Source organism: Kitasatospora sp. P5_F3 (assembly GCF_054049135.1).
Window position 1 is genome coordinate 90,349 of record NZ_JBFUMY010000004.1, and the last position, 16,667, is coordinate 107,015.

The 16,667-nt window shown below is 71.3% G+C and carries 16 protein-coding genes and 2 pseudogenes; 9 read left to right on the forward strand and 9 right to left on the reverse strand.

What is annotated here, in order from left to right; translation table 11 throughout:
* Positions 1 to 26: 26 nt before the first annotated feature.
* The gene (locus ACXJMZ_RS02925; protein ID WP_457028381.1) at positions 27 to 1,370 is read right to left on the reverse strand and encodes an APC family permease; all 1,344 of its coding nucleotides are present in this window, start codon (positions 1,368 to 1,370) and stop codon (positions 27 to 29) included.
* Between the two features lie 85 nt (positions 1,371 to 1,455).
* Here ACXJMZ_RS02925 and ACXJMZ_RS02930 point away from each other — a divergent pair, with 85 nt between their 5' ends.
* Both ACXJMZ_RS02930 and ppgK read left to right on the forward strand, forming a co-directional pair.
* A complete protein-coding gene (locus ACXJMZ_RS02930) occupies positions 1,456 to 2,430 on the forward strand; it encodes a 4-hydroxy-3-methylbut-2-enyl diphosphate reductase (protein ID WP_457028382.1) in 975 nt (324 codons plus the stop codon).
* A 62-nt stretch (positions 2,431 to 2,492) separates the two neighbouring features.
* Positions 2,493 to 3,233, forward strand: coding sequence for a polyphosphate--glucose phosphotransferase (gene ppgK / locus ACXJMZ_RS02935; RefSeq protein ID WP_457028383.1), 741 nt, complete (start codon positions 2,493 to 2,495; stop codon positions 3,231 to 3,233).
* A 19-nt stretch (positions 3,234 to 3,252) separates the two neighbouring features.
* Here the strand turns inward: ppgK and ACXJMZ_RS02940 are convergent, their stop codons facing one another.
* Positions 3,253 to 3,729: a DUF6542 domain-containing protein gene (locus ACXJMZ_RS02940; RefSeq protein WP_457028384.1), complete on the reverse strand. Its 477-nt coding sequence runs from the start codon at positions 3,727 to 3,729 to the stop codon at positions 3,253 to 3,255.
* A 347-nt stretch (positions 3,730 to 4,076) separates the two neighbouring features.
* Here ACXJMZ_RS02940 and ychF point away from each other — a divergent pair, with 347 nt between their 5' ends.
* Positions 4,077 to 5,150, forward strand: coding sequence for a redox-regulated ATPase YchF (gene ychF / locus ACXJMZ_RS02945; RefSeq protein WP_057227227.1), 1,074 nt, complete (start codon positions 4,077 to 4,079; stop codon positions 5,148 to 5,150).
* 123 nt (positions 5,151 to 5,273) lie between these two features.
* Here ychF and ACXJMZ_RS02950 read toward each other — a convergent pair whose 3' ends face one another.
* From ACXJMZ_RS02950 to ACXJMZ_RS02970, 5 genes are all read right to left on the reverse strand, one after another.
* Positions 5,274 to 5,537 (reverse strand): type II toxin-antitoxin system RelE family toxin, encoded by a 264-nt coding sequence (locus ACXJMZ_RS02950; protein WP_457028385.1) that lies wholly within the window; start codon positions 5,535 to 5,537, stop codon positions 5,274 to 5,276.
* Entirely contained in the window at positions 5,530 to 5,796 is a 267-nt protein-coding gene (locus ACXJMZ_RS02955; RefSeq protein ID WP_457028386.1) for a type II toxin-antitoxin system Phd/YefM family antitoxin, read from the reverse strand. Before ACXJMZ_RS02955 ends, ACXJMZ_RS02950 begins: the two co-directional genes overlap by 8 nt.
* A gap of 79 nt (positions 5,797 to 5,875) precedes the next feature.
* Complete coding sequence (locus ACXJMZ_RS02960; protein WP_457028387.1) at positions 5,876 to 6,022, reverse strand: type II toxin-antitoxin system Phd/YefM family antitoxin; 147 nt, start codon at positions 6,020 to 6,022, stop codon at positions 5,876 to 5,878.
* 40 nt (positions 6,023 to 6,062) lie between these two features.
* Positions 6,063 to 8,570 (reverse strand): class IV lanthionine synthetase LanL, encoded by a 2,508-nt coding sequence (gene lanL, locus ACXJMZ_RS02965; protein ID WP_457028388.1) that lies wholly within the window; start codon positions 8,568 to 8,570, stop codon positions 6,063 to 6,065.
* Positions 8,571 to 8,572: 2 nt separating this feature from the next.
* On the reverse strand, positions 8,573 to 8,752 hold the full coding sequence (locus ACXJMZ_RS02970; protein ID WP_057227219.1) for an SflA family class IV lanthipeptide: 180 nt from the start codon (positions 8,750 to 8,752) through the stop codon (positions 8,573 to 8,575).
* 333 nt (positions 8,753 to 9,085) lie between these two features.
* On the opposite strand from ACXJMZ_RS02970, the gene ACXJMZ_RS02975 reads away from it, so the two are divergent.
* Positions 9,086 to 10,207, forward strand: a complete 1,122-nt coding sequence (locus ACXJMZ_RS02975; RefSeq protein WP_457028389.1) for a transposase domain-containing protein — start codon at positions 9,086 to 9,088, stop codon at positions 10,205 to 10,207.
* A gap of 16 nt (positions 10,208 to 10,223) precedes the next feature.
* On the opposite strand, the gene ACXJMZ_RS02980 is transcribed toward ACXJMZ_RS02975, so the two are convergent.
* Positions 10,224 to 11,123 carry a LysR family transcriptional regulator gene (locus ACXJMZ_RS02980; protein WP_457028390.1) on the reverse strand — a complete coding sequence of 300 codons (900 nt, stop codon included), beginning with the start codon at positions 11,121 to 11,123 and terminating at the stop codon, positions 10,224 to 10,226.
* A gap of 119 nt (positions 11,124 to 11,242) precedes the next feature.
* Here ACXJMZ_RS02980 and ACXJMZ_RS02985 point away from each other — a divergent pair, with 119 nt between their 5' ends.
* The 3 genes and pseudogenes from ACXJMZ_RS02985 to ACXJMZ_RS02995 all read left to right on the forward strand — a co-directional run bounded on the left by ACXJMZ_RS02985 (position 11,243) and on the right by ACXJMZ_RS02995 (position 14,164).
* The gene (locus tag ACXJMZ_RS02985) at positions 11,243 to 12,289 is read left to right on the forward strand and encodes an SDR family oxidoreductase (protein ID WP_457028391.1); all 1,047 of its coding nucleotides are present in this window, start codon (positions 11,243 to 11,245) and stop codon (positions 12,287 to 12,289) included.
* Between the two features lie 85 nt (positions 12,290 to 12,374).
* Positions 12,375 to 13,465, forward strand: a pseudogene (locus ACXJMZ_RS02990) (dihydrofolate reductase family protein).
* Between the two features lie 45 nt (positions 13,466 to 13,510).
* Positions 13,511 to 14,164, forward strand: coding sequence for an HAD-IA family hydrolase (locus tag ACXJMZ_RS02995; protein WP_457028392.1), 654 nt, complete (start codon positions 13,511 to 13,513; stop codon positions 14,162 to 14,164).
* A 37-nt stretch (positions 14,165 to 14,201) separates the two neighbouring features.
* On the opposite strand, the gene ACXJMZ_RS03000 is transcribed toward ACXJMZ_RS02995, so the two are convergent.
* Positions 14,202 to 14,783, reverse strand: coding sequence for a pyridoxamine 5'-phosphate oxidase family protein (locus ACXJMZ_RS03000; RefSeq protein WP_457028393.1), 582 nt, complete (start codon positions 14,781 to 14,783; stop codon positions 14,202 to 14,204).
* A 145-nt stretch (positions 14,784 to 14,928) separates the two neighbouring features.
* On the opposite strand from ACXJMZ_RS03000, the pseudogene ACXJMZ_RS03005 reads away from it, so the two are divergent.
* Both ACXJMZ_RS03005 and ACXJMZ_RS03010 read left to right on the forward strand, forming a co-directional pair.
* A pseudogene (locus tag ACXJMZ_RS03005) lies at positions 14,929 to 15,741 on the forward strand (methyltransferase domain-containing protein).
* Between the two features lie 303 nt (positions 15,742 to 16,044).
* Complete coding sequence (locus ACXJMZ_RS03010; protein WP_457028446.1) at positions 16,045 to 16,422, forward strand: NUDIX domain-containing protein; 378 nt, start codon at positions 16,045 to 16,047, stop codon at positions 16,420 to 16,422.
* The last annotated feature ends 245 nt before the right edge of the window (positions 16,423 to 16,667 follow it).

A 16,667-nucleotide genomic window follows, 5' to 3' on the forward strand; every position in this document is an offset into this window, starting at 1 on the left:
TGGTGCGGGCCGCAGGTGACGAAGGGTCAGCGCCCGCGCCCGACGGCCGGGCTCTGCACCACCAGCACCAGCAGTCCGACGGCCAGCCAGCTCGCGCCGACCCACTGGGCGGTGGGGGAGGCCTCGATCAGCACCCAGGCGATCACCGCCATGCCCAGCAGCGGGATCAGCAGGTGCCGGATCCAGTCCCGGGAGTCGCCCTTGACGGTGTACCAGCCGATCACCGAGGCGTGCAGCAGCTCGAACGCGAACAGCGCGCCGACGTTCACCACCGAGGTCAGCTGGTCGAGCCCGTCGTCCCGGCCGGCCGCCCAGACCGCCGCCACCAGGGTGACCAGGGCGGCGGTCAGCAGCGCCCGCCGGGGCACCGCCGTCCGGGCGTCCACTGCCGACAGCGCCCGGGGCAGCCGTCCCTCTCGGGCCATCGCGAACAGCAGCCGCCCGGCCGCCGCCTGCCCGGCCAGGGCGGCGAAGGCGGCGCCGATCGCCTTGCTGACCGCCACCAGGGTCTGCAGCCAGTGCCCGATCGAGGCGTCCACGGTGTCGTAGAAGGCCGACCCCTGCGCGGCCGGGTCGGCCGCCAGCTGTTGCGGCGTCACCGGCGTGAGCAGCGCGGCCAGGTAGGTCTGGGTCACGAACAGCACCCCGGCCAGCGCCAGGCACCAGAGCACCGCCTTGGCCACCGCCGCCGAGGCGCCGACCGCCTCCTCGACGAACGAGGCGATCGCGTCGAAGCCCAGGTAGGAGAGCACCGCCACCGAGACCGCCGAGACCACGGCGGTCATCGAGAAGCCGCCGACCCCGGTCAGCGGTGAGAGCCAGCCCCGCTCGGCGCCGTCCCTGACCAGCACCACCACGGCCGAGACCACGAAGACCGCCAGCACCACGATCTCCAGCGCCAGCACCGCGAAGCCGACCGCCGCTGCCGTCCTGACCCCGGTCAGGTTGAGCGCGGTGGTCACCAGCACCGCCAGCAGCGTCCAGACCCAGCGGGAGACGTCCGGGACCAGCGAGTTGAGCGCGATCCCGGAGAACAGGTACGCCACCGCCGGGATCAGCAGGTAGTCGAGCATCACCATCCAGCCGGCCACGAACCCCCAGCTCTCGCCGAGCCCGGCCCGGGCGTACGCGAAGACCGACCCGGTCTGCGGCACCGCCCGCACCATCTGGGCGTAGCTGTAGGCGGTGAACCCCATCGCGACGGTGGCGGCCAGATAGACCGCCGCGACCGCGCCGTGGCTCTTGGCGTCCAGCACGCCGAACACGCCGACCGGTGCCATCGGGGCGATGAACAGCAGCCCGTAGACCATCAGATCGCGTACGCCCAGGCTTCGGCGCAGGGCGCCCGGGGCTCCACTCTGCTCAGCCATGCTCAGATTTGAGCACTTCTGTCCCATTGCGTCCGGTAGCCGGTACCCGTCGGCGCGGCCCGGGCCCGCCCGTACCATGGGTGCCATGTCCAACTCTGCGCAGCGCCGTGTCCTGCTCGCCGCCCCCCGGGGCTACTGCGCGGGTGTCGACCGCGCCGTCATCGCCGTGGAGAAGGCCCTGGAGCAGTACGGGGCCCCGATCTACGTCCGCAAGGAGATCGTCCACAACAAGTTCGTGGTGCAGACCCTGGAGAAGCAGGGCGCGATCTTCGTCGACGAGACGGAGGAGGTGCCGGAGGGCTCGATCGTGGTCTTCTCCGCGCACGGTGTCGCCCCGTCCGTGCACGACGAGGCGAAGATCGGCAAGCTCGCCACCATCGATGCCACCTGCCCCCTGGTCACCAAGGTCCACAAGGAGGCCGTCCGGTTCGCCGAGGAGGACTACGACATCCTGCTGGTCGGCCACGAGGGCCACGAGGAGGTCGTCGGCACGATGGGCGAGGCGCCCGACCGGATCCACCTGGTGGACGGTGCCGAGGACGTCGCCAACGTGCAGGTCCGCGACGAGTCCAAGGTGGTCTGGCTGTCCCAGACCACGCTCTCGGTGGACGAGACGATGGCCACCGTCGGCGAGCTGAAGAAGCGTTTCCCGCTGCTGGTCAGCCCGCCCAGCGACGACATCTGCTACGCCACCCAGAACCGCCAGGTGGTGGTCAAGCAGATCGCCCCCGAGACCGATCTGCTGATCGTGGTCGGCTCCAAGAACTCCTCCAACTCGGTCCGCCTGGTCGAGGTCGGCCTGGAGTACGGCGCCAAGGCCGCCCATCTGGTGGACTTCGCCGACGAGATCGACGAGTCCTGGCTGGAGGGCGTCACCACGGTCGGCCTGACCAGCGGCGCCTCCGTCCCGGAGATCCTGGTCGAGGGCGTGCTCGCCTACCTGGCCGAGCGCGGCTACGGCGATGTGCAGACGGTCAAGACCGCCGAGGAGCACCTGATCTTCTCGCTGCCCAAGGAGCTCCGCCGCGACCTGCGGGCCGAGGCGGCCGGCAAGCTGTAGCGCGGTTCCGGCTGACGGACCGTAGGTTTGTCCACAGGTCTGTGGATGAGCGGAGGTACGCGGTGACGGCTGTGTTCGGTGTGGACATCGGTGGTTCGGGCATCAAGGGTGCCCCGGTCGATCTCGAGCGGGGCACCCTGGCCGAGGAGCGGCACAAGGTGCTGACGCCCCGTCCGGCCTCGCCCTCGGCGGTGGTCGAGGCGGTCCGTGAGGTGGTCGCGAACTTCGACCACCGGGGGCCGGTCGGGCTGACCTTCCCCGGCGTGGTGGTCGGCGGCCGGATCCACACCGCCGCCAACGTGGCCGAGGAGTGGATGGGGCTGGACGCCGCAGGTCTGTTCCGGGAGACCCTGGACCTGCCCGTCACCGTGGTCAACGACGCCGACGCGGCCGGCCTGGCCGAGGTCCGGTACGGCGCGGGGCAGGGCCGGGGCGGAGTGGTGCTGATGCTCACCTTCGGCACCGGCATCGGCAGCGCCCTGTTCACCGACGGCGCGCTGGTGCCCAACACCGAGCTGGGCCACCTCGAACTGCGCGGCAAAGACGCCGAACGCCGCGCCTCCTCGGCCGCCCGTGAGCGGCACGGGCTGAGCTGGCCCGAGTGGGCGGAGCGGGTGGACGAGTACCTGGACCTGGTGGAGATGCTGTTCTCGCCGCAGCTGATCATCGTCGGCGGTGGAGTGAGCCGGAAGCACGACAAGTTCCTGCCGCTGCTCAAGGAGCGCTCGGCCGAGATCGTCCCGGCGCTGCTGCGCAACGACGCGGGCATCGTCGGCGCAGCGATGGCCGCCGCACAGAGCTGAGGTCCCGTCAGGCCGTTCCTCAGGAGGCCCGGCTGCGCCGGATCCGCCGCTGTGCCAGGAACCGTGCACCCACGATCACCACGGCCAGACCGGTGCCGGTGAACAGCCAGCCCGCCCGCAGGGCAAGACCGCTGGCCAGCGCCACCACCTGACCGGTCACCCCGGACGCCGCGCCCGGCGCGAAGCAGACCAGCGCCAGCGCGAACGCGATCGGCCCGCTGATCGGCGCGGCCGGCAGATCCGCCAGCCGTACCCGGACGGCCAGTTGGAAGCAGACCACCAGGTAGCCGAGCCCGAACAGCACCCCGAGATCGCCGAACAGCAGCCGGTCCACCGCTGCCGCCGCCAGCGTCGCGGCCAGCGCCAGCACGCCGGTGCCGACCGCCGTCAGCCGGGCCGGTGGACCGCTGCGGGCCTTGGTCCGGGACCGCAGCGGCTGCGGCAGCCGAAGCGGCAGCCGCAGCTTCGGTACCGCTGCCCGGGCGTCGGGGGGCATGGCAGGCCCCGGTACGGCGGCCTCGCCGGCGCCGGCTGGCGGTCGGCGTCTGGGCCCTGGCGGCTGGGTACGGATGCTCTGCTCCACTCGTCCAACGTACGGTCCGATCATCGCCACACGGTGTAATGGCGCGTTCGCCTCATTCCGTGTCCCCAGCCGGCGTAACGTCCGGGGGCGAACGATCAACCGGGGGACGGCCGGTCGGAGTTCGGCTCCGCCCGCTTGCCCCCGAGTGGACCGCTCGTCCGCACAGCCGACGGCGCGGTGTGACCGGGGCCGTAGACTTGGCGATCGGCTCGGGGCACCCGCGCCGCTCCACGCCCTCCAAGCCCACGGGACTGCGCCACATGTCGCTCACGATCGGAATCGTCGGCCTGCCGAACGTCGGCAAGTCGACCCTGTTCAACGCCCTGACCAAGAACGACGTGCTGGCGGCCAACTACCCGTTCGCCACCATCGAGCCCAACGTGGGCGTCGTCGGCGTGCCGGACGCCCGGCTGGCCGTGCTGGCCGGGATCTTCGGCTCCCAGCGGCTCCTCCCGGCGACGGTCGACTTCGTCGACATCGCGGGCATCGTTCGCGGCGCCTCGGTCGGTGAGGGCCTGGGCAACAAGTTCCTGGCGAACATCCGCGAGTCGGACGCGATCTGCCAGGTCATCCGCGCCTTCGTCGACCCCGACGTGGTGCACGTGGACGGCAAGGTCTCGCCCAAGGACGACATCGAGACCATCAACACCGAGCTGATCCTCGCCGACCTCCAGTCGATCGAGAAGGTCCTGCCGCGGCTCCAGAAGGAGTCCCGGCTGAAGAAGGAGAGCGCGGCCACCCTGGCCGCCGCCGAGGCCGCCCAGAAGATCCTGGAGTCCGGCAAGACCCTGTTCGAGGTCGGCTTCGACGCCTCCTCGGTCCGGGAGCTGCACCTGCTCACCACCAAGCCCTTCCTCTACGTCTTCAACGTGGATGAGGAGGAGCTCACCAACGAGGAGTTCAAGGCCGAGCAGCGGGCCCTGGTCGCCCCCGCCGAGGCGATCTTCCTCAACGCCAAGATCGAGTCCGAGCTGATCGGCATGGACGAGGACGAGGCCCTCGAACTCCTCCAGTCCATGGGCCAGGAGGAGACCGGCATGTCCACCCTCGGCCGGGTCGGCTTCGAGACCCTCGGCCTGCAGACCTACCTCACGGCCGGCCCGAAGGAGGTCCGCGCCTGGACCATCAAGAAGGGCGCGACCGCCCCCGAGGCGGCCGGTGTGATCCACACCGACTTCCAGAAGGGCTTCATCAAGGCCGAGATCGTCTCCTTCGACGACCTGGTCGAGTGCGGCTCCATCCCCGACGCCCGCTCCAAGGGCAAGGCCCGGATCGAGGGCAAGGAGTACGTCATGCAGGACGGCGACGTGGTGGAGTTCCGCTTCAACGTGTAATTGCTCTGCTGTTGAACGCTAGGTAGTTCGTCAAGTCTGCAGGCCAGAAGGGGTCGGACTCTGGAGAGTCCGACCCCTTCGTCGCCCCCCGTGCTGGACATTCTGACGGGGGATCAGTGGCGATCAGGTCTCGTAAACGGTCGAGCGATGTCCGACGTGAACGACCCAGACCACCAGTTCCCCGTTGTCGATGGTGTAGACGACGCGGTAGTCACCGACTCGCAGGCGGCGACGTTCGGGCTGGGACACGAGTGCGGTGGTTTTGAATCCGAGGGGATCGGTCTCCAGCTCGGTCAGCTTGGCCAGGATGCGCAGCGCCATGTCGCGAGGGATCTTCCGAAGCTCGGCCTGCGCCTCGGGCCGGAAGACCGTGTGGTACTCACTCACTGCGTGCCAGCGTCTCCCTCATGATGTCCTCGATCGGGATGCCGGGCGCCGGGTTGGCCATGCGCTCGTCAATGATCCGGTTGATCTCGCGCTCTTCCCACTCCTGGTACTTGCGCAGCACCTCGATCGACACCACGGCGGCGACTTCCTTCCCTCGGCGCGTGATCACCGTGGGCGTGTCGTCCCGTTCTGCCCGCTCCACGACCTCAGCCAGGTGCGCGCGCACGTCGCGGATGGACTCTATGGGCATCTGACTCATGCGCCCAAGAGTACAGAGTGTGCCATGTGTACACAACGTGCGGTCCGTGGCGAGCGAGCGGGCCGGCAGTGGTTCCGGCTTACCGATTCCCTCGTTCCCGTACCGTCCCGCCGCCGGTCTCCAGTTCGTCGATCGAGGACAGGAGGCGGCGGGCGTTGGCAGGGCTGCTCAGCAGGTAGGCGGTCTCCTTGAGCGACTGGTAGTCCTCCAGCGAGACGATGACCACCGGCTCGTGTCCGGTTGCTCAACGTACAAGAAACTGCGGGTCAGCCGAGAAGGCCGAGGCGGGGGCCGCCGTGGGCCTGTAGGCGGCGGAGGAAGGCCAGGACGCCGGCTGAGCCGCCGGCCCAGGTGGCGGAGGAGGTGGTCAGGTCGGCGTCGGGGAAGGTGGGGCGGGGGCGGGTGCCGCCGCTGCGGGTCAGGATGAGTTCGGCGACGGTGCGGGCGGCGTCCCAGAACTCCTCGGAGGCGGAGTGGGAGGCCAGCGCGACGTCCACCATCAGCTCGCCGACTCCCGCGAGTCCGCAGCACTGCGTGACCAGCGGCATCCGTGGCGCCAGGGCGGCGCAGGTGCGGGCGGTCCGCTTTGCGAGGGTGAGGTACTCCGGTTCGTCCAGGCGGTCGGCGGCCCGGACGAGTACGGTGCCGAGGCCGGCCAGGCCGCGGCACCAGGAGCCGTAGCGGCGGGTCGCCCCCGGACTGGTCGCCGCCGTGATGATGCCCGGAGTGACGGAGGCGAGGCGGGCGCATGCCGCTCTGGCGTGGGCGACTGCGGCCGGATCCCCCGTGGCGCTGCCGTATTCGAGCAGGAAGTAGGCGACACCGGCCTTGCCGTGGGCGAAGCCTTCGAGGAGGGCGGCGCTGCCGGTCGTGCCGGAGCCCGTGGGTGCCAGCCGGGCGGTGCCGGAGACGAGCATCAGGGAGCACTGCGCGGCGATGGCGAGATGGTCGCCGGCGCCGGAGGCATGTCGGGCCAGCAGCAGTCGGCCGAGGCCGATGCCTGCGACGCCCTCGATCTGGTCCGCCTCCGGGGGCCCGCCGTCCGGTCCTTCCGAAGGCAGGGCGGGAAGGTCGGAGCGGGCGCCCAACCCCGCTGTGGTGAGGAAGAGTTCGACCCCGGTGCGCCCCGAGTAGAAGCCCGCCGACAGCGCCCTGGACTGTTCGGCGGTCCACCGTGCCAGCGCGTCGACGGCCTCGCGCACTTCGGTCCGGTGCGTGTGCTGCAGAAGTTCCAGTCCCAGGCCGGAACTTCCGCCGTAGACGTCGATCGGGGTCGGGATGTTCGCGCGCGCGGCGAGCGCCGGGTCCGCGATCCTGCGCGCTTCGGCGACGCAGAACGCGGTGGTGTGCTCGACGATCTCCTGAAGGAGGTCATCGTCGAGTCGCGGTGGCCGGGCTGCGCTGCGCCGGACCGGCGTCCCGGTGCGCAGGCGGCCGGCGCCGACGGCCCGTACGGCCGGGTCGAAGCTCATCAGGTCGCTGATCACCGCCCCGATCTCCCGGTGCTCCGGGCCGGGCAGGGCCCAGGCCAGGCCGAGCAGGGTGCGGTCCCGGTTGATCCCGGCGTCGGTGTCGACGATCACCGGGTCCATGCCGGTGGCGGCGAAGAACAGGGTCGCGCCCAGGGCGTAGTAGTCGTCGGCGGCTTCGGCCGGTCCGCTCTCGCGGGCAACCGGCTTGCTGTAGCCGGGAGTTGCTCCGGTCGGTCCGAGGCCGCCCAGGGTGCTGATGCCGAAGTCGATCACCTGGCACCGGCCGGCCAGGTCGAGAACCACGTTGTCGGGCTTGAGGTCGCGGACGACCACGTCCTGGCCGTGGACGTCGTCCAGTACGCGCAGGAGTCGGGCGGCGAGGCCGGAGAGCGTACGCCCCGGCCGGGCGTCGTCGTCCCGGTAGGGGCCGTTCCGCTGGACCTCCCGGCGTAGGTCCCGGTCGCCGCAACTGCTCATCACCAGGTACTCGTCGGACCGGTGCCGGAAGTAGTCCAGCACCCGGGGCACGTCCGCGACGGAGTCGAGGGCAGCGAGCACCGCGCGCTCGTTTCGCAGCCGGTCCCGGGTGTCCGCGCCGGATTCGTCCTCGGCCACGAAGGCCCGGGCCTGTTTGACCACCACCGGTTGCCCGGAGGCGAGGTCGACCGCGCGGTAGACGTTGCCCTGTGGTTTGCGCACGATGCCGGCGGTGACCCGATAGCGTCCGCCGCCGAATCCGGGCGAGGCCGGTTTCCCGGTGCGTGCGGATTGGTCGGCGAAGGGATCTTCGGCCCACGGTGGACAGCGGTAGGAACCGGTGGCCAGGCCGTCGAAGACCCGGCCGTCCGGTCCGGTCATGACCGATTCGAGCCGCCCGCTCCGGCCGGTCCGGTAGCTGCCGGTGAAAGGCCCGTACCGGTAGTAGACCGGGGCGTCCGGATCGACCCGCCGGTCGCTGACGATCTGCGGACCCTCCCGGCCGCGGAGTACGGCGACGAGCTCCTCGGCGATCCCGACGATGGTGCCGGCCAGGGGATAGACCGTGATCGCCTTGCCGACGGCACCGGCACTCGGCACGCCCGAGTTGATCGCGCGCAGGGTCTCCGGATCCTTGGCGAACTTCGCGTGGCAGACGTGCCGTTGCAGCACCGGCAGGACGAGGCCGGTCACGGCCTCCAGGTCACCGGGCCGGGCCGAGACATGCAACTTCCAGCCGTGCGCCATCGCCGGCATGCGCGGATCGTTCAGGTACGACCAGACGTCGTCGGACCATCCGCTGGGGCCGGCGATGGGCACGGTCACTGTCAGAAGTCGTCGCAGCCGTAGCGGGTGGTGGCGGTCACCCACGGGTCGGCGAGGCACGCCGTGTGCTCGAGGTCGCTGCGGTCGTCGTCCTCGAACACGATGACCTCGTCGTCGAGTTCGAGCGGTCCCGCGTCGCGGAAGTCGGCGGTCTTCAGGAGTTCCAGCACGGCAGTGGGCATGTGACGCCTCCGGGTCTCGTCGCGCATTCGATGATGGCGCGGGTCACGGCCGGTGCAGACCGGTGGGTCTGCTGGGCCAAGGTCCTGATCCACGAAGGTAGATAGCGTCGATCGACCTGACAAGAGGTCAGAAACCATTAACTTAACGGCTGTTCACCGCTCTCCGGGCCGCGAGGGGAGGGGGCTTCGCGATCGGATCATCCGCGAGTCCCTCACGAGTTCTCCATGGTTTGCGCTCCGAAAGCTTCCATCGAACACATGACCGTGATTGCATGGCATGCAGAGCGAATGATCCATCGCGGGGTCGAACATCCGGGCGGGGGGTTCGAAACCATGGCGCGCACCGGGCAGTTGGCGCCCTTGCCGGGGGAGCGATTAGCGGACCTCCTCGGCGTCTGCGCCCTGACCTCGGCGCTGCCGGAAGTCCTGGTGGACGGGGCCGTCGAGGCCGCCGGCCGCAGCGAGCAGCGCAGCCGCGCGCTGACGGCGCGGACGGTCGTGTACTTCACATTGGCGATGTGGCTCTACCCGGCCAGCGGGTACGGCGAGGTGATGCGGCTGCTGTTGGCGGGCCTGGCCCGCAAGCACCGGTGGGCCCGGCGGCTCTCGGTGCCGTCCACGGCGGCTATCACCAAGGCTCGGCAGCGGTTGGGCCCGGGGCCGCTGCGGCTGCTGTTCGAGAAGGTGGCAGGACCGACCGCCCAGCCCGGGACGGACGGCGCCTCCCCCTGGCAGTGGCGCCTGATGTCACTCGACGTGGCCCTGCTGGACGTACCGGACTCACCCGACAACCGGCAGGCGTACGGCGGCCCCGACGGCCCGTCGGCCGGGCGGGGGCTGCCACAGGTGAAGGTGCTGGCCCTCGCCGAGAGCGCCAGCCACGCGGTCCGCGCGGCAGCGCTCGGAGCCCCGGGCCCGGCAGGTGCCGAGCCGGCCCGCGAGGTGCTCGCCGGGCTGCAGCCGGGGCAGCTCGTGGTGGCGGCAAGCGGCGCTCTGTCCTACGACCTGTGGACCTGGGCCCGTGGACGCGGCGCGGATCTGCTCTGGGAGGCGAAGCCCTCCCTGGACCTGCCGCCCCTGCGGCTCCTCGCCGACGGTTCCTACCTCTCCCGGCTGGCGGGCTCCACGGCTGCCGACCGCCTGGTCCCGGTGCGGGTGGTCGACTGCGCCCTCCCCACCCTCGACCGGTCCGGCCGATGTACGGGCCTGCGGGCCGGGCGACTGGTCTGCTCGATCCTGGAACCGTCCGGGGCCCCCGCGGCGGAACTGGCCGGGCTGTACGCCGCGCGCTGGCGCCTCGACACCCTGATCGACGAACTGGGCGCCCGTCAGGGCCGGTCCCGCCCGGTGCTCCGCTCGAAGTCCCCGGCCATGGTCGAGCAGGAGGTCTGGGCGATGCTCCTCACCCACCACGCGATCCGGGCACTCGTGGTGGGTGGGACCGAAGGCGGGTGAGGGCTCCGGGGCACCGTCAAGCCTCGGTCGGGAGGCCGGAGTTGAGGTGGGCTGTCGCCTCTCGGGTGAGGACGGTGCGGAAAGCGGCGGTCAGGGGGTCGGGGTCGGTGCGGGTCCAGACGGCGAGTGGGCGGCGGATGGGTGGGTCGGGGTGGAGCAGCCGACCGTCGAAGCCGGGTGGGAGGACGTGGGCAGCGGCGAGGGTGGGGCCGAGGCCGGCGGCGGCGAGGAGGGGAGCGGCGGCCGTCTGTTCGGTGCGGACCGCGGTCCGGGGCTGGAAGCCGGCGGCCGCGCAGGCCTGGTCGAGGAGATCGGCGAGGCCGTTGCCGGGGGCGTAGTGCACCCAGGCGCGGTCGGCGAGCGAAGAGAGCCGAAAGGGGCCGGTGGCAGCCGGGTCGTCGGCCGCGACCACCACCACGAACTCCTCCTCGCCGATCGGGTGGACGGGCCCTGCCCAGCCGGGCGGTGGCGGTCCGAGCGCCAGGTCGGCCTGGCCGGCGGCCATGGCATCGCGCAGTTCGTCGGCGTGCCGGTGCTCGAACAGGCGGATGCCGATGTCGGGGCGGACCCGCCGCCAGGCCCGCAGGACGGTCGGCAGCAGGCCGAGGCTGTAGCCGTAGAGGGTGGCGAGTTCCACCTCGCCGCTCGCGGTGCCCGCGGTCCGGCGGGCGGCCTCCTCGGCGCGTCGGGATTCGGCGAGGGCGGCGCGGGCGTGCGGGAGCATCGCGCGGCCGGCCGGGGTGAGGCGGATCAGGCGGGGCAGTCGTTCCAGCAGGGGGCCGCCCAACTGCCGTTCCAGTACCCGGATCTGGTGCGACAGGGCGGGTTGGGTGACGTGCAGGAGTTCGGCGGCGCGGGTGAACGAGCCCTGGTCGACGATCGCCACCAGGTACTCCAACTGCCGCAAGGTCACCATGAGCTGATGTTATGACAGGTAGGAGAAACAGAACCTGGACTCATCCGTCCGGCTCGGCGGATGATCGAAGCCGACCCGCAGCGAGCGGAGCCACCATCCAGTACCGGGAGCGTCGGGCCATGAAGACCGCACTTGTCGTCGGAGCGAACGGCGTGATCGGCAGCAACCTGGTCGACCATCTGGTGGCCACCGGCGACTGGGACGTGATCGGGCTGTCCCGCCGGGGCGGCGAACCGGCCGAGCGGGTGCGCTACCTGAGCGTGGACCTGCTCGACCCGGTCGAGACCAAGGCGAAGCTGGCCGGGCTCACCGAGGTCACCCACGTCTTCTACGCCGCGTACCAGGACCGGCCGACCTGGGCCGAGTTGGTGCCGCCCAACCTGGCCATGCTGACCAACGTGATGGAGGCCGTCGAGCCGGTCGCGACCGGGCTGCGGCACGTCAGTCTGATGCAGGGGTACAAGGTGTACGGCGCGCATCTGGGCCCGTTCAAGACCCCGGCCCGGGAGAGCGACCCGTACTTCATGCCGCCCGAGTTCATGCACGACCAGCAGGCCTTCCTGACGGCCCGGCAGCTCGGCAAGGACTGGACCTGGTCGGCGATCCGGCCCTCGGTGGTGACCGGCTTCGCGCTCGGCAACCCGATGAACCTGGCGATGGTGATCGCGGTCTATGCCGCGATGTCCAAGCAGTTGGGGCTGCCGCTGCGGTTCCCGGGGAAGCCGGGTGCGTACGACGCCCTGCTGGAGGTCACCGACGCCGGGCTGCTGGCCCGGGCCACGGTCTGGGCGGCGACCGACGAGCGGTGCGCCAACCAGGCGTTCAACATCAACAACGGCGACCTGTTCCGCTGGAGCGAGCTCTGGCCGAAGATCGCCGGGTTCTTCGAGCTGGACGTGGCCCCCGGCCTGCCGCTCGCGCTCGGCACGGTGATGGCCGACAAGGAACCCCTGTGGGACGCCATGGTCGCCGAGCACGACCTGGCGCCGCACAGCTACCAGGAGGTCTCCTCCTGGGGGTTCGGCGACTTCGTCTTCTCCTGGGACTACGACATGTTCGCGGACGGCTCGAAGGCGCGGCGGTTCGGCTTCCACGAGTACGTCGACACCGGGGCGATGTTCCTGGAGATCTTCGAGGACTTCCGCCGCCGTCGGATCATCCCGTAGCAGGCAGCTGTCGTACGGTGGCGGGATCACTAGAGAACGGACCGGCCCCGTGGTTTCTCGCCCGTACGTCCTGTTGAGCGCCGCGATGTCGATCGACGGGTATCTGGACGACGCCTCGCTCGAACGGCTGCTGCTCTCCGGGCCGGCCGACTTCGACCGGGTGGACGAGTTGCGGGCGGGCAGCGACGCGATCCTGGTCGGCGGCAACACGCTGCGCCGGGACAACCCCCGACTGCTCGTCAACTCGCCTGCCCGGCGGGCCGAAAGGGTCAGGGCCGGGCGGTCCGAGTACCCCGTCAAGGTGACCCTGAGTCGCAGTGGCGAGCTGTCGAGGGAGCTGAACTTCTGGCACACCGGCGGCGAGCGGATCGTGTACACCGGCGCTGCCGCGCGCGACCGGCTGGCCGCCGAACTGGCCGGGCTGGCCGAGGTGGTGGACACCGGTGAGCGGGTCGAGCTGGGCGCGGTGCTGGACGATCTGGGCGCGCGCGGGGTGCGGCGGCTGATGGTGGAGGGCGGCAGCAGCGTGCACACCCAGTTCCTGGCCGAGGGGCTGGCGGACGAGCTCCAGCTGGCGGTGGCGCCGCTGCTGGTCGGGCAGCCGGACGCGCCGAGGTTCGTCGGCCCGGCCGACTTCCCGGGCGGGCCGACCCGGCGGATGCGGCTGCTGGAGGCCCGTACGGTGGGTGACGTCGTGCTGCTCCGCTACGCCCTGAAGGAGACCGCCTCGTGAAGACCGACGCCGACTGGCTGGCCCGGGCCGTCGAACTGTCCCGGCGCTGCCCGTTCTCGGAGACCGCCTTCTCGGTCGGGGCGGTGATCGTCGGAGCGGACGGCGAGCTGCTCAGCGAGGGGTACAGCCGGGAGACCGACGCGAAGGTGCACGCCGAGGAGTCCGCGCTCGCCAAACTGCCCGCCGGTGACCCGAGGCTGCGGACCGCCACCGTGTACAGCTCGCTGGAGCCGTGCGGGGAGCGGGCCTCCCGGCCGCGCACCTGCGCGCAGCTGATCATCGCGGCGGGGGTGCCCCGGGTGGTGCTGGCCTGGCGGGAGCCCGACCTGTTCGTGACCGGGTGTCAGGGGACGGCGCTGCTCACCGCGGCGGGCGTCGAGGTGGTCGAGCTGCCCGAGCTGGCGGAGGCGGCCCGCGAGGTCAATGCGCACCTGCTTGGCTGAGTTTTGTAGCCTGGTATGACAAACCCCGCTCGGAGGAGTCTGCCCATGTCTGTCACCCTGCCTGCCCGCGCCCTGCTGCTCGACATGGACGGCACCCTGGTGAACTCCGAGGCGGCGGTGGAGCGTTGCTGGCGGCGCTGGGCGGCCGAGCACGGTATCGACGGCGACGAGGCGATGCGGGTGGTGCACGGCCGGCAGGGACACCTGAGCATGGCGATCCTGCTGCCGGAGCGCCCGATGGAGCAGAACCTGGCGGACAACCGGCGGATGCTGGCCGAGGAGGTCGCCGACCTGGACGGTGTGGTGGAGGTGCCGGGCGCGGCCGTCTTCCTGGCCGCGCTGGAGCGGCTGCCGCACGCGCTGGTCACCTCGGCGGACGAGACACTGGCCACGGCCCGGATGACGGCGGCCGGGCTGCGGCTGCCCGCCCTGCGGGTGACCGCCGAGTCGGTGGGCGCCAGCAAGCCGGACCCGGAGGGCTTCCTGAAGGGCGCGGCGGGCCTGGGCGTGGACCCGGCGGACTGCGTGGTCTTCGAGGACTCCGAGGCGGGCATCATGGCGGGCCGGGCGGCCGGCATGCGGGTGGTGGGCGTCGGCCCGCGCGCGGCGGCCTTCGGCCCGACCGTGCAGGTGGACACCCTGGAGCAGGTCAGGGTGGTCCCGGCCGCCGACGGCGGCCTGGTGCTGGAGATCGGCTGAGCAGCCACCGGACCCCTGAACAGCTGGGGCCTGCCGTTCAGGGGCGGGGCGGCAGCGGCAGCGGCAGGGCGGGCAGGCCGTCCACGCTGACCGGGATGTACGGCTTGCCCTCGCAGTAGACCGCGAACTCCTCGTCGGTCTTGCGGTCGAAGAACTCCGCGTGCATCGTGCGGTCCTCCTGGTACTCCATCAGCGGGACCGCGAAGCCGCAGGAGTCGCTCACCCGGGTGGCGTGCACCAGCACGATGCAGCGCAGCGCGCTGCCGTCGGCGGCCGGGTCGAAGCGGCCGATCAGCTCGGCGAAGCGCGGGTCGTCCCGGAACACCAGCTCGCCGCGCCCGTGTACCCGGACCACGGTGGGCGGGCCGGTGAAGGCGCACCACATCAGCGTGATCCGGCCGTTCTCCCGCACGTGCGCCAGGGTCTCGGCGGTGCTGCCACCGAAGTCCAGGAACGCCAGGGTGAGTTCGTCCAGCACTACCAGGGTGCCGGACCGGCCCTTGGGGGAGAGGTTGACGTGCCCGTCCTCGGACAGCGGGGCGGTGGCGGTGAAGAAGATCGGCTGACTCTCGATGAACTTCCGCAGCCGGCCGTCGATCCGTTCGTAAGTCTTTCCCATGGCCTGATTATGGCGAACTCTGCCCGCCCGGACGACGTGCCGCAGGAGTCGTCTTGTCATCCGAGACGGATATTCTCAACCTGCGAGACGTCGGCGTACGCTCGAAAGGACGGCGAACGGGTCGTCAGAGCGAGGGGAGCCCACCGTGAACGATCGTCAGGCCGTCTACACCCACGGCCACCAGGAGTCGGTGCTGCGCTCGCACCGGTCCCGTACGGCAGCGAACTCGGCGGCCTATCTGCTGCCCGAGCTGCGGGCCGGCCAGGCCCTGTTGGACGTCGGCTGCGGCCCCGGCACGATCACCGCGGACCTGGCCGAACTGGTCGGCCCGACCGGGCGGGTGGTCGCGGTGGACCGCTCGGCCGAGGTGCTGGCCCAGGCGGCGGAGTACGTGGCGGGGCGGGGGATCGGCAACGTGACCTTCGAGCGTGCCGACGCCTACCGACTGCCGTACGCCGACGGTGAGTTCGACGTGGTGCACGCCCACCAGGTGCTGCAGCACGTGGCCGAACCTGTGCTGGTGCTGCGCGAGCTGCGCCGGGTGACCGCGCCCGGCGGGGTGGTCGCGGTCCGGGACGCCGACTACGCCGCGATGGCCTGGTATCCCGAACTGCCGTAACTGGCCGCGTGGATGGCGCTGTACCAGCAGGTGGCCCGGGCGAACGAGGGCGAGCCGAACGCCGGGCGCCGGCTGGCGGCCTGGGCCAGGGCGGCCGGCTTCGAGGAGCTCGAGTGCTCCTCGTCCAACTGGACGTACGCCACCGCCGCGCAGCGCGACTGGTGGGGAGACAGCTGGGCGGACCGGGTGGTCGACTCGGACTTCGCGAACGTGGCGTCAGGGGGCTTCGCCACCGAAGGGGAACTGGAGTGGATCGCCGCAGGCTGGCGGCGCTGGGCAGCCGACCCGGACGGCTGGTTCGCCGTGCCGAGCGGTGAAGTGCTGGCCCGGGTCCGCTAGTTGCAGGCTGACGTCCTGTCCTGGTCCAGCGCTTACCTCCCGTTAACCGTGGCCGTACCCGGCGGTAGCAGAGCGGTCATAGCTTTCGGGGAGCACCAGGCCCGGCCCGCCCCCCMCCGGGCCGGGCCGCTGCCGCCCTAGGGTGTGGCCATGGGGACGTACCGGGTGATGCGGCAGGACGACAACGGCAACCGCTTTCTGGTGGCCAAGGACCTGGCCCGGCCGGAGGCCGAGGCGCTGGCCGCCGAGTTCGAGGCCCGGGGGCACAAGCAGCTGTACTGGGTGGAGTCCGCGCAGAACCGGATCGTCGTGGGCGGCGCACTCATCCATCAGGGCCGGGTGCTGGCCGCCCGGCGCAGCGCCCCGCCCGAGGTGGCGGGCAGCTGGGAGTTCCCGGGCGGCAAGGCCGAACCGGGGGAGACCGAGGAGCAGGCCCTGGAGCGGGAGCTCCTGGAGGAGCTCGGGGTACGGGCCCGCGCACTGCACCGCCTGCCCGGCAGCTGGCTGGTCCGGCCCGGCCTGGAACTCCGGATCTGGGCCGCCGAACTGATCACCGGTGAGCCCCAGCCCCTCCAGGACCACGACCGACTCCGCTGGCTCGGCCCCACCGAACTGACCACGGTCGACTGGCTGGCCCACGACCGTGAGGTGCTCCCGCACGTCGCTGCGCTGCTGCACTGAGCTCAGCCGTTTACGGTCAGGGGCTCGGGGAACTGCGAGGAGATCTGGCGCCGGGGTCACATGCAAAAGTGCCTGACCGCCCACGTGCGGATCACCATGCGCGAGGTCGGCGTCGCAGTTCCCCGAGCCCCTGACCGTAGATGCCGAGCGCCTGCCCAAAGCCGCGCGTGGTTGGGCCAGGTAGGTCAATCAGAAAAGCCGACCCGTTCGCCGGGGTAGCCTGGCGTTCTGTTGGGTATGTCACT

Bases quoted from the DNA above. Each gene is read 5' to 3' on its own strand.
- ychF (WP_057227227.1), top strand. From the start codon at position 4,077: ATGTCGCTCACGATCGGAATCGTCGGCCTGCCGAACGTCGGCAAGTCG.
- ACXJMZ_RS03000 (WP_457028393.1), bottom strand. From the start codon at position 14,783: ATGGGAAAGACTTACGAACGGATCGACGGCCGGCTGCGGAAGTTCATC.
- ACXJMZ_RS02970 (WP_057227219.1), bottom strand. From the start codon at position 8,752: ATGCCCACTGCCGTGCTGGAACTCCTGAAGACCGCCGACTTCCGCGAC.
- ACXJMZ_RS02985 (WP_457028391.1), top strand. From the start codon at position 11,243: ATGAAGACCGCACTTGTCGTCGGAGCGAACGGCGTGATCGGCAGCAAC.
- ACXJMZ_RS02980 (WP_457028390.1), bottom strand. From the start codon at position 11,123: ATGGTGACCTTGCGGCAGTTGGAGTACCTGGTGGCGATCGTCGACCAG.
- ACXJMZ_RS02940 (WP_457028384.1), bottom strand. From the start codon at position 3,729: ATGCCCCCCGACGCCCGGGCAGCGGTACCGAAGCTGCGGCTGCCGCTT.
- ACXJMZ_RS02995 (WP_457028392.1), top strand. From the start codon at position 13,511: ATGTCTGTCACCCTGCCTGCCCGCGCCCTGCTGCTCGACATGGACGGC.
- ACXJMZ_RS02955 (WP_457028386.1), bottom strand. From the start codon at position 5,796: ATGAGTCAGATGCCCATAGAGTCCATCCGCGACGTGCGCGCGCACCTG.
- ACXJMZ_RS02930 (WP_457028382.1), top strand. From the start codon at position 1,456: ATGTCCAACTCTGCGCAGCGCCGTGTCCTGCTCGCCGCCCCCCGGGGC.
- ACXJMZ_RS02975 (WP_457028389.1), top strand. From the start codon at position 9,086: ATGGCGCGCACCGGGCAGTTGGCGCCCTTGCCGGGGGAGCGATTAGCG.
- ACXJMZ_RS02925 (WP_457028381.1), bottom strand. From the start codon at position 1,370: ATGGCTGAGCAGAGTGGAGCCCCGGGCGCCCTGCGCCGAAGCCTGGGC.